This window comes from Enterobacter dykesii (assembly GCF_008364625.2).
GTDB classification, from domain to species: Bacteria; Pseudomonadota; Gammaproteobacteria; order Enterobacterales; family Enterobacteriaceae; genus Enterobacter; species Enterobacter dykesii.
Genome location: NZ_CP126604.1, coordinates 2,126,692 through 2,137,626, shown reverse-complemented (window position 1 = coordinate 2,137,626; position 10,935 = coordinate 2,126,692). Strand labels below are relative to the sequence as shown.

At 56.8% G+C, this 10,935-nt stretch carries 9 protein-coding genes; 6 read left to right on the top strand and 3 right to left on the bottom strand.

What is annotated here, in order from left to right; genetic code table 11:
• Positions 1-19: 19 nt before the first annotated feature.
• Positions 20-1,357, bottom strand: a complete 1,338-nt coding sequence (locus tag F0320_RS10360; RefSeq protein ID WP_047651236.1) for a TolC family outer membrane protein — start codon at positions 1,355-1,357, stop codon at positions 20-22.
• A 738-nt stretch (positions 1,358-2,095) separates the two neighbouring features.
• Here F0320_RS10360 and F0320_RS10355 point away from each other — a divergent pair.
• Complete coding sequence (locus F0320_RS10355) at positions 2,096-2,839, top strand: DeoR/GlpR family DNA-binding transcription regulator (RefSeq protein ID WP_047651235.1); 744 nt, start codon at positions 2,096-2,098, stop codon at positions 2,837-2,839.
• A gap of 13 nt (positions 2,840-2,852) precedes the next feature.
• The gene (locus F0320_RS10350; protein ID WP_126328481.1) at positions 2,853-3,920 is read left to right on the top strand and encodes an oxidoreductase; all 1,068 of its coding nucleotides are present in this window, start codon (positions 2,853-2,855) and stop codon (positions 3,918-3,920) included.
• Between the two features lie 46 nt (positions 3,921-3,966).
• On the opposite strand, the gene cybB is transcribed toward F0320_RS10350, so the two are convergent.
• Positions 3,967-4,497, bottom strand: a complete 531-nt coding sequence (cybB, locus tag F0320_RS10345; RefSeq protein WP_047651233.1) for a cytochrome b561 — start codon at positions 4,495-4,497, stop codon at positions 3,967-3,969.
• 189 nt (positions 4,498-4,686) lie between these two features.
• Here cybB and gap point away from each other — a divergent pair, with 189 nt between their 5' ends.
• The gene (gap, locus tag F0320_RS10340; protein ID WP_029740556.1) at positions 4,687-5,688 is read left to right on the top strand and encodes a type I glyceraldehyde-3-phosphate dehydrogenase; all 1,002 of its coding nucleotides are present in this window, start codon (positions 4,687-4,689) and stop codon (positions 5,686-5,688) included.
• Between the two features lie 41 nt (positions 5,689-5,729).
• Here gap and F0320_RS10335 read toward each other — a convergent pair whose 3' ends face one another.
• Positions 5,730-6,533, bottom strand: a complete 804-nt coding sequence (locus tag F0320_RS10335) for a YdcF family protein (protein WP_126328480.1) — start codon at positions 6,531-6,533, stop codon at positions 5,730-5,732.
• 203 nt (positions 6,534-6,736) lie between these two features.
• Between F0320_RS10335 and F0320_RS10330 the strand changes: the two genes are divergently transcribed.
• The 3 genes from F0320_RS10330 to F0320_RS10320 are packed head-to-tail and all read left to right on the top strand — an operon-like array spanning position 6,737 to position 10,870.
• A complete protein-coding gene (locus F0320_RS10330; protein WP_126328479.1) occupies positions 6,737-8,389 on the top strand; it encodes an MFS transporter in 1,653 nt (550 codons plus the stop codon).
• A gap of 22 nt (positions 8,390-8,411) precedes the next feature.
• Complete coding sequence (locus tag F0320_RS10325; RefSeq protein ID WP_126328478.1) at positions 8,412-9,491, top strand: HlyD family secretion protein; 1,080 nt, start codon at positions 8,412-8,414, stop codon at positions 9,489-9,491.
• Positions 9,491-10,870 carry an efflux transporter outer membrane subunit gene (locus tag F0320_RS10320; RefSeq protein WP_149323767.1) on the top strand — a complete coding sequence of 460 codons (1,380 nt, stop codon included), beginning with the start codon at positions 9,491-9,493 and terminating at the stop codon, positions 10,868-10,870. Before F0320_RS10325 ends, F0320_RS10320 begins: the two co-directional genes overlap by 1 nt.
• Positions 10,871-10,935 lie beyond the last annotated feature (65 nt).

The following is a 10,935-nucleotide window of genomic DNA, read 5'->3' as shown; positions in this document are numbered from 1 at the left end:
CAGAAAGGCGCGTCTTTTTTTAACTCAAATCGGGTAATTTTGCGGCTGCGTTTTTCTCTATTCCGATAAGCGGCATCAAATTATCAACCGCGGAAGCATAATTAATTGCCGAACTCCAGCCGTCATACTCGGCGATTATTTTCGCTGAGGTGGCCTGCCAGACATCCTGCTCAACGCTGAGCAGATCGTTAATGCTGCGCTTGCTCAGGGTGTATTCATTTTTATAAACATCGCGGGCCCGCAGGGCATTTTCCAGCTGCTGCTTTCCGGCCTCCATTCTTCCCCGTGCGCCGGTCCAGTCCGCCTGCGCGACGGAGGCTTTTTGCAGGACATCGAAACGCGCCTGATCGACCTGAGAAGAGGCCATGGCCCGTGCGCCTTCAGCCTGCCGAACGCGAGCGGAAACCGCGCCCCCCTGATAAAGCGGCGCGTCTATATTGAGCTGGATCTGGTCGTCCCAGTACGAACGGTTGTCCGATTCATAACGGGTGCGCCCACCCTTCAGGCTTAACGTCGGCCAGTGCTGGGACTTAGCCGTTTCCACGCCATACTGAGCCGAACGTTCCATGTTCTGCGCGGCCATCACCGCCGGTATCAGGGAATAATCGATGCGGTTGAGCGAGTCAGGCTCTACGGCAAGATTCGCGGGCACCGGCGAATAAGCCTCTGCCTGCATTCCGGTTAATACCGCAAGCCTGGCGCGCGCGCTGTTTAAGGCGGCGTGATACTGCGCGACCGTCGCCTGCATGCCGGCAATGCGCGTGCGGGTCTGAAGCTCATCGGAGGTGGAACTCACGCCCGCGTCTGCGCGCAGCTTTGCCAGCTGCTCGACGTTTTTGAGCGCCTGAACGTTATCAATTGCCGCCTGCAGCAGATCGGAATAGCGTTTGACCTCTACATAGCTCAGCGCCGTTTTCTCCGCCACGTCCGAAAGCGTGCCCATCAGCTGATAGCGGTAGCTATCGCGCTGGGCGGAGGACTGGCTGATGCTATTATTGGTTTTGCCAAAATCGTACAGCAGCTGCGTCAGGCTCAGCCCCCAGGCGGCTGAATTCTTCAGCGATCCGCTGGAATCGGTGGTCTGGCTGTGCCCTGTACTCCCGTTCAGCGATATTTGCGGCATCCAGCCGCTGCGCGCTTCATCTATTTGTGCCTGGCCAATACCTAATTGCGCGGCCTGTTGACTAATTGACGGATCGCGATCGATCGCAAAAAGAATACTTTCTTTTAAGGTTGTCGTGGCAACCGGGGCAATGCCCACCTGACTGCTATTGGCGTACGCCGTATTTATGGCTAATGAAATGAATGCCAGTGCTGCTGTAAATCGTCGTAACATAGGCTTTCGTAATATCGTCATGTTATCTCCCTGACTCTGAGTGTTACTCAAGCAAATACCCAAGAAGAGGTATAGATAATTAGACAAATATCTTATTTAGCTACCTTGCTGAATTTAAGGTAATACTCCCCACACCCATTTCCATTGGAGATGAGATCTGCCTGCGTCTAATTCCAATTAAGAATTTACTTATTTCTTAAAGTGGTTAGCAGCATAACAAAATGCGGTATAGCCCACTACACCCACAATGTTAATGCGGTGTTACAAATAAGAAAAAACATGGGGTTTCTGGACAAAACCCTGAAAATAGACTTTCAAATGAAACATATAAACCCACTGTTATTTAAGGAAAATTCCTAATTCGTAATATGCACATTTTTGCGTTAATTTCAGCGCGGGTCAGACACAAAGATTTTCAAAGAAGTGTCAGTTTAAGTAACTCGGCGGATTTGATTGAAATTAAAAACCATTAAATAACTAATGTAAGAAATTAAATGCCAATAATTACGAATAAATCAGCTTTTTATTCCACCCAGAAGCAATGTACTGGTTGCATAATCCAAACCGTTAAATAAAACATAACAATAACATAGTGATTAACATTCAAAACGGCTTACTTATACCTGCTTAATAATATTTTAATAATCACGCATCTGAATCATCATGCCTCTGCACATCGTCCTAAGGACATTCCTCTTCTCTCTGCGGCTAAATGCTGTATTATGCAAACTATTGCAACATTTTGCAGGAATGCCCCCCATGCACAAAACCGCTCGTCAACGCTACGTCCTGGATTTACTCAGCGAGCAAGGCCAGGCCACCATCACCGAGCTGGCAGAAAAGCTGCAGGTATCAGCGGACACCATCCGTCGGGATCTGACCGACCTGGAAAACCAGGGCCTTGCGCAGAAGAACCACGGCGGAGCCATCGCGCTCAACCTTTCCGCTATGAATCGTCATGGACGCAACACGCTGCTGCCGGAGACCAAACAGCGCCTGGGTAAGCTGGTTGCAAAGCAGGTTCCACCGGGCTCCACCCTGTTTCTGGATGCCGGAAGCACGGTGATGGCCGTCGCCACCTTTCTTCAGGGGCCGCTCACCGTCATTACCACGTCGCTGGATATCGCCCAGCATTTTAGCGACCGGGAAGATATTGAGCTGATCCTGCTCGGCGGGAAATGGGACCACAAGCAGCGACTGTTTGCCGGAAGCGCCACGCTGTCTTTGCTGTCCCGGTATCGGGCAGATATCGCCATACTTGGGGCGTGCGCCATTCATGCCGAACTCGGGTTGAGCGCCGGTAAAGAAGCGGATGCCGAGGTTAAACGCGCGATGCTCGACGCAAGCCATGCGCACTGGATTGTCGCCGACCACCTGAAAATTAACCGCTGCGAGCCGTATCTGGTTTCCGGGTTATCCAGCATCCAACAACTCTTTTTAGATCGTCCCTGGCCTGAGCTTGGGGACCATAGCGCACTGCAGGTTACGGTGTGCGCGAATTAACGTGGAGAAGGTCATGAGTAAAGTTCAAACAATCAACATTGCGCTGATCGGGTATGGATTTGTCGGTAAAACCTTCCATGCCCCGCTGATCCAGTCTGTGGACGGGATTAAGCTGGCCGTGGTCTCTTCTCGTGATGAAGAGAAGGTTAAACGCGACCTGCCGGACGTACAGGTGGTGGCAACACCGGAAGAGGCTATTCAGCATCCTGATATCGATCTGGTGGTGATTGCCTCCCCCAACGCCACGCACGCCCCGCTGGCGACGCTTGCCCTGAACTCGGGTAAACACGTGGTCGTGGATAAACCTTTTACCCTCGACATGCAGGAAGCCCGCGACCTGATTGCGCTGGCGGATGAAAAGCAGCTGCTGCTCTCGGTCTTCCACAACCGCCGCTGGGACAGCGATTTCCTCGGCATTAAGCAGATTATCGAGCAAGGCACGCTCGGCAAGGTTAAACACATGGAATCGCACATCGACCGTTTCCGCCCGGAAGTTCGCGTACGCTGGCGCGAGCAGAACGTACCCGGGAGCGGTCTGTGGTTTGATCTGGGTCCTCATCTGATTGACCAGACGCTACAGCTTTTTGGCCTGCCGCAGTCGGTTCAGGGGAATATCGCGACGCTGCGCGACGGCGCAGAAATTAACGACTGGGCGCACGTGGTCTTAAACTACCCGGAGCATAAGGTCATTCTGCACGCCAGCATGCTGGTTGCTGGCGGTACGGCACGCTTTACCGTCCACGGGGACAAGGGCAGCGTGGTAAAAGCCAGAATCGATCAGCAGGAAGCGCAGTTGCTCTCAGGGGTAACTCCCGGCAGTGAAACCTGGGGCGAAGACAGCGACAGCATGGTGTTCTTTGGGGCCGACGGCGCACCGCAGACGATCCCTACCCCGAAAGGCGATCAGCGCCAGTATTACGTCAACGTACGTGATGCGCTGCTTGGGAAAATCACCAATCCTGTCCACCCTGTTGAGGCACTGGCGGTCATGGGCGTGCTGGAAGCGGCGGTGAAGTCGTCGGAGACGGGGTCAACGCAGCCGCTGGCGTTAACTGATGAAGAGCGTGCGCTACTGAGTTAAAAAACAAGCCGGGTGGCGCTGCGCCTACCCGGCCTGTTTTTCGCCTTTATTGACGCTTATTCGGCATCATGCGCAGGAGGGTATTATCTTTCCAGAAATAGTGGTGCATCAGCGCCGCCGCCGCGTGCAGGCCAATCACAAAATAGCCCAGGTTCGCCAGCGTCTCGTGCCACTCTTTCAGCACATCAACCAGGTCAAAATTGGACTCCGCCGCATGCGGCATCGCCAGGCCGAAAGCAAACCATTCGCTCCCCCGGTTATACATCATCACAATGCCAATCAGCGGCAGCGCAATAAACAGCAGATACACCACCAGGTGTCCCAGATGGGACATCCCCGTCACCATCGCTTTTGGCTTCGGCTGAATCGGTGGCGCGCGGAATTTCAGGCGAACCAGCAGACGCGTCACCATCAGCACCAGGATACTGATACCGCACGAGACGTGGATCATATTGATCGCTGGACGCGCGGTGCGAGGGAAGAAACCTTTGAACTCCATGGCGCAGTAGGCGACGATGATTAACAGAAACACCAGCCAGTGGATGCCGATTTGCAGGCTTGTATATTTAGTGCGCATGTCATTTCCCGATTAAAAACAGTTATCGCGCCAACATAATCCCCTTTCCTTAAAAATTCATTAACTTTTCTGTATGGTTTTTCAAATACTTCCTCCCGCATGAAGCATCTTCAATTGCCGCCCTGTCCGTGATGGTCTAAGCCTGGATGAGTTCAAACTGTCGTATCGACACGTTTACAGGAGAACACCATGAGTAAAATTGGCATTAACGGCTTTGGACGCATTGGGCGCCTAGTACTGCGTCGCCTTCTTGAAACCCAGGACAGCAATACCGTCGTCGCCATCAACGACCTCACCTCACCGAAAGTGCTGGCCTACCTGCTCAGGCATGATTCCAACTACGGTGGCTTCCCGTGGAGCGTCGATTTCACCGAGGATGCGCTGATTGTGGACGGTAAAACCATTGCGGTGTACGCCGAAAAAGAGGCGAAGCACATTCCGTGGAAAGCTGCAGGTGTGGATATCGTCGTGGAGTGCACCGGCTTTTATACTTCAGAAGAGAAATCACGGGCGCACCTGGACGCCGGCGCGAAGAAAGTGCTGATCTCTGCGCCCGCGGGTGAAATGAAAACCATCGTCTACAGCGTGAATGACGATACCATTGACGCCAGTGACACCATTATTTCCGTCGCATCCTGCACCACCAACTGCCTCGCCCCGCTGGCGAAAGCCCTGAACGATGCGTTTGAAATAAAAGTGGGCACCATGACCACCATTCATGCCTATACCGGTACGCAGGCGCTGGTGGATGGCCCGCGCGGGAAAGACCTTCGCGCTTCGCGGGCGGCAGCAGAGAATATCATTCCCCACACCACCGGTGCGGCAAAGGCCATCGGTCTGGTGATCCCTGCGCTCAGCGGCAAGCTGAAAGGCCACGCGCAGCGCGTGCCGGTAAAAACGGGTTCGGTCACCGAGCTGGTGGCGATTCTCGGCAAGAAAGTGACCGTTGAGGAGATCAATGCCGCGCTGAAAAAGGCGACGCAGGGCAATAAATCGTTCGGGTATACCGACGAAGAGATTGTGTCGTCCGATGTGATTGGCTCGCATTACGGTTCGGTGTTTGACGCCACGCAGACGGAGGTGTCAGAAGCGGGAGAGCTGCAGCTGGTGAAAGCCGTCGCATGGTATGACAACGAGTACGGTTTTGTGACGCAGCTGGTGCGGACGCTGGATAAGTTTGCGGCGCTGTAATATGTTCCCCCTCTCTCCTGAGAGGGGGATTTACTGAATATTCAGAGAAGCGAGCGTCTGGCCAACGCATCCGCCAGGACCGGATCCTCCTTTAACTGTCCCCATGCGGCAATCACCGCCTCAGGGAATTCAACATGCGCGATAAAATCCCGCCCGGCCGGACCATAGCCGTTAACGTCATCATACAAACGCGGCAGCTCACCCAGAACCAGTGAAATGTAGCGGTCAACGGGCCACAGTCCGCTATTGCCCGCGCTAAATTCCACGCCCTCTTTGCCATTTTGCAGCGTTGGCGTAAACCCGGGATGGCTTATCCACTGCGGTGATACGGGCTCATCCCGGCAAACGCGGGCAAACGTCGCCATCGTACGGCGCTGCATCGTCGGGTCCTGCACCACCAGCACCCGCCCGGTCACTCGCTGATGCTGTTTCAGCATATTCCAGCTAAAGCGCGCGTTTTCACCGCAGTTGGTGGATTGATCCTCAACCCACAGCTGCGCCTCGGGGATCTGCCAGAACACCCGCGCAATGTCGGCAAGAATGCTCGCTTCGGCCCGCCCCGTGACCGGTACGGTGTGATAACGCGGATGACTGCCGATGGCGGCGTATAAAAAGGTGGTTGAATGCCCGATGCCGCCGCTAATCAGAAGCGGGATGTCTCTCTGCGCGGCAATCCGGCAGGCCGCCTCAATGGTTGGGATCACCGCGTTTCCTGCCAGGATGACCGCATCGACGTCCGGTTGCTGGCGGCTGCCGCTCAGGTCATCCTGCGCCAGCCATTCACCGACAGTATTGATGGCCGCCAGCGTGGCGTCCGGCAGGATGGGAAAATGGGGCTGTTCCATGATGAACTCCTTCTCTCTATTCCTTCAGGGTAGCGACTTCAGGTTCTCAACACAACGGCGACATCGGGCCGCTCTTTTTCCTTAAACTTCCCTTCTACATTTGATTAACATGCGTAAATCATATTCACTTGAATTATCATTTGCGGCAGACGTAGAATCGCTAGCCCGCTAATTATTCAATTATTTCTAAGGTAAACGACGTTATGCGCCTGCCCGAACGCGACCCTTATGCTCCTCGCGAGTGGCAGCCTCATGAGAAACCCGCCCTGCTGGGTTCCCCTTCCACGCCCGAGCACAGTACGCCAAAACGCATTGCCTACGGCGTCGTTGGCCTGCTGGTGTGCCTGACGGGCGCGCTGGGGAATGCGGTGGTGACCGCCAACCTGCAAAACCTGCAGGGGACCTTCGGGGCCTGGTCGACCGAAATCGCCTGGCTTCCCGCGGTCTACGTCATGACCAACATCTCTATCAACCTGCTGCTGGTCAAGTTCCGCCAGCAGTACGGCCTGCGCGCCTTCACGGAAGGTTTTCTGGTGCTGTACGTGCTGGTGACCTTTTTCCACCTGTTCGTTAACGATCTCAGTTCGGCGCTGATGGTGCGCGCCGCGCACGGGATGGTGGCCGCCGCGCTCAGCTCGCTGGGGATTTACTATCAGATCCAGGCCTGGCCTGCGAAGCACCGCCTGAAGGCGCTCACCATCGGGATTACCGGGTCGTCGCTCGCCATCCCTCTGGCCCGCCTGTTTTCCACCGAACTGCTGCAGTTGGACGAATGGCGCGGGCTCTATTTCTTCGAGCTGGGGCTGGCGCTGATCTCCCTGGCCTGCGTGATAGCCTTAAAACTGCCCCCGGGTGACAGGCGCAAGGTCTTTGAGAAGAAAGACTTTATCACCTTCTTTTTAATGGCCCCCGGAATGGCCCTGCTCTGCGCCGTGCTCTCACTGGGCCGCCTTGACTGGTGGTTCGAGGCGCCGTGGATCGGCTGGTCGCTGGCGCTATCGCTGGTGCTGATTGTGGCCGCCATCGTCTTTGAACATAACCGCGCCAACCCGCTGCTTAACACCCGCTGGCTGTCGAGCGGCAGCATCGTCCGTCTGGGACTCATCATGCTGCTGATCCGTATCGTGCTGGCAGAGCAAAACACCGGCGTCATCGGCTGGCTGCAGTACGTGGGGTTACAGAATGAGCAGATGACCCACCTGGCGTGGTCTATTTTCGCCGGGATCGTCTGCGGGATTGTCACCAGCTGTCTTACCATCAAACCCACGAAACTTGCGTGGCCGATTATCACCTCCCTGGCGCTGATGATTGTTGCCTCGCTGCTGGACAGCCAGTCCAACAACCTGACCCGGCCGGATCAGCTGATGGTAAGCCAGTTTCTGCTGGGCTTTGGCAGCGCCTTCTTCCTGGCTCCCGCCATGCTGGCCGCCATTGGCGGGGTGATCGCCGATCCGCGCAACCTGGTCAGCTTCTCGGTGATGTTCGGCATGAGCCAGAACCTCGGCGGCCTGCTGGGCTCCGCGATCCTCGGAACCTTCCAGACCTGGCGCGAGAAGTACCATTCCAGCCTGCTGGCGGACCAGCTCACCACGCTCAATCCGCTGGTCAACGAGCGTATCCAGATTTACACCCAGATGTACCGGAGCCTGATTGGCGACAATTCGCTGCTGGGAACGCAGGCGATCACGCAGCTGCAAACGGTGACGACGCTTGAGGCGAATATTCTGGCTTACAACGATACTTATCTGCTGACGGCGGGCATCGCTGCCGCCACGCTGGTCTGGATTTTATGGCGCCTGTTGCGCCTGCGCATCACTGCCCGTATGGCGCTGAAGAACGCCACCGGCAATAAATAATTGAAATACATCTGGAGAGTTTATGAGTCAGCAGGATGCCGCTAAAGAGCAGGCCAACACCCGCAAAAATGTGCGCATTGTTTCCGTTTTCACCGCCGCCGCCATCGGCATCGTCGGCGTGCTGGTGATCCTTTACGCGTGGCAGCTGCCGCCGTTCACCCGCCACGCGCAGTTTACCGACAACGCCTACGTGCGCGGCCAGACGACGTTCATCAGTCCCCAGGTGAATGGCTATATCACCGAGGTGAAGGTTCAGGACTTTGTGCAGGTTAAAAAAGGCGACCTGCTGCTGCAGATTGATGACCGCATCTATCGTCAGCGCGTGCATCAGGCCGAGGCACAGCTGGCGATGAAAATTGCCGCGCTTAATAACAACCTGCAGCAGCGTAAAAGCGCCGAAGCGACGATCGCCAAAAACGACGCGGCGCTGAAAAATGCCCGCGCCCAGAGCCTGAAAACCCAGGCGGATTTAAAGCGCGTGAAGGATCTGGCGGCTGACGGTTCGCTTTCCGTACGCGAACGCGATGCGGCGCTGGCCAGCGCGGCCCAGGGCAGCGCCGACATCGAGCAGGCCAAAGCCTTGCTTGAGATGTCGCGTCAGGATCTGCAGACGGTGATTGTGAACCGCGGCGCGCTGGAGGCGGATGTCGAAAACGCGAAAGCGGCGCTTGAACTGGCACAGATCGATCTGCAAAACACGCGTATTGTGGCGCCGCGCGACGGCCAGCTGGGTCAGATCGCCGTTCGTCTCGGGGCGTACGTTACCGCCGGAACCCATCTCACCACCCTTGTGCCTCCGCAGCACTGGGTTATCGCCAATATCAAAGAGACCCAGCTCGCGGAGCTGCGCGTTGGTCAGCCGGTGAAATTCACCGTTGATGCCCTGAACAACAAAGCGTATCAGGGCCGCGTGGAGAGCATCTCCCCGGCGACCGGGGTGGAGTTCAGCGCCATCACACCGGATAACGCCACCGGCAACTTTGTCAAAATCGCCCAGCGTATTCCGGTGCGCATTGAGGTGCTCGGTAAGCCTGAGGAGTCCGCGCTGCTGCGTCCGGGTATGTCGGTACAGGTGACCATTGATACGCGGGAGGCGAAGTAATGATCCTTCGCCCGATAGCCGCGCTGGTGGCAGCGGTCATGCTGGCCGGATGCCAGTCCGTTGACGTGAAACAGGCGCAGCCGACGCTGCACATCCCCCCCCAGTGGCGCACCGTCTCCGGCCCTGCCAGCCCCGCGGAGCAGCTCTGGTGGCGCAATTTTCACGACAACAACCTCAACCGCTATGTGGATCAGGCGCTACAGCATAACAGCGACGTGCTGATCGCCCGCGAACGGATAAACGAGTATCAGGCGCGGGTCTTCGCGGCCGACGGCAGTCTCATTCCCTCGCTTGATGCGGGCGTAACGGGGACGCGCGCCCGTTCACAATCCGCCGCGACCGGGCTGCCGGTTTACGGCACATTGTACAGAGGGAGCCTGACGGCGAGCTACGACGTGGATATCTGGGGCGTCAACCGCAGCACGGCCAGTGCCGCCGAGGCCTCGCTGGCGGCGCAAAAAGCCGCCGCTGCCGCCGCGGATTTGACCGTCGCGTCTTCCGTTGCATCCGGGTATGTCACCCTGCTCTCGCTTGATGAGCAGCTGCGCGTGACCGAATCCACCCTGAAATCGCGCGAAGAGGCATTTAACCTCGCGAAACGTCAGTTTGAGACGGGCTACAGCTCGCGTCTGGAGCTGATGCAGTCGGATTCCGAACTCCGCTCAACGCGAGCGCAGGTTCCCGTGCTGCAGCATCAGATTGCACAGCAGGAAAACGCCCTCAGCCTGCTGCTGGGAAGCAATCCCGGGGCGGTAGCGCGCAGCGAAAGCTTTGAGACGCTAACGCCGCTGACGCTGCCGTCACAGCTGCCGTCTACGCTCCTGAACCGTCGGCCGGATATCGTTCAGGCCGAACGCCAGCTGGTTGCGGCCGACGCCTCGCTTGCCGCGTCGCGCGCGAGCCTGCTGCCGTCGATCAACCTGACCGCGACAGGATCGATACAGGATCGCACCCTGTCCGGCCTGCTGGACAATCCGCTTCAGCTCTGGAGCGTCGGGGGCAGCATTCTTGCGCCGCTGCTGAACCGCCAGGCGCTGAATGCGCAGGTGGATATTTCCCAGTCCCAGCGTAACCAGGCGCTGTACGCCTATGAAAAAACCGTGCGTAACGCGTTTGCCGAAGTGAACAACAGCCTTGATGCTATTGCGCGCTATCAGGAACAGCTGACCGAGCTGCTTGCCCAGCAGGATGTGGCGCAGGAGACGCTGCGCATTGCGCAGAACCGCAATCGCAACGGCTACTCCTCCTATCTGGACGTGCTGGACGCGCAGCGCACGCTGTACTCGGTGCAGACCAGCGTGGTGCAGGTGAAAAATAACCTGCTGCTGGCGCAGATCGATTTGTATAAAGCACTGGGCGGCGGCTGGAAGAGTGCATGAACCCGGCTTGCGCGCTGATGCCCTCACCTCGCCCCTCTCCCACAGGGAGAGGGAGAAAAATCCAA

Excerpts from the sequence above, each read along its gene's own strand:
- F0320_RS10360 (WP_047651236.1), bottom strand. The coding sequence starts at position 1,357 with ATGACGATATTACGAAAGCCTATGTTACGACGATTTACAGCAGCACTG.
- F0320_RS10355 (WP_047651235.1), top strand. The coding sequence starts at position 2,096 with ATGCACAAAACCGCTCGTCAACGCTACGTCCTGGATTTACTCAGCGAG.
- F0320_RS10350 (WP_126328481.1), top strand. The coding sequence starts at position 2,853 with ATGAGTAAAGTTCAAACAATCAACATTGCGCTGATCGGGTATGGATTT.
- cybB (WP_047651233.1), bottom strand. The coding sequence starts at position 4,497 with ATGCGCACTAAATATACAAGCCTGCAAATCGGCATCCACTGGCTGGTG.
- gap (WP_029740556.1), top strand. The coding sequence starts at position 4,687 with ATGAGTAAAATTGGCATTAACGGCTTTGGACGCATTGGGCGCCTAGTA.
- F0320_RS10335 (WP_126328480.1), bottom strand. The coding sequence starts at position 6,533 with ATGGAACAGCCCCATTTTCCCATCCTGCCGGACGCCACGCTGGCGGCC.
- F0320_RS10330 (WP_126328479.1), top strand. The coding sequence starts at position 6,737 with ATGCGCCTGCCCGAACGCGACCCTTATGCTCCTCGCGAGTGGCAGCCT.
- F0320_RS10325 (WP_126328478.1), top strand. The coding sequence starts at position 8,412 with ATGAGTCAGCAGGATGCCGCTAAAGAGCAGGCCAACACCCGCAAAAAT.
- F0320_RS10320 (WP_149323767.1), top strand. The coding sequence starts at position 9,491 with ATGATCCTTCGCCCGATAGCCGCGCTGGTGGCAGCGGTCATGCTGGCC.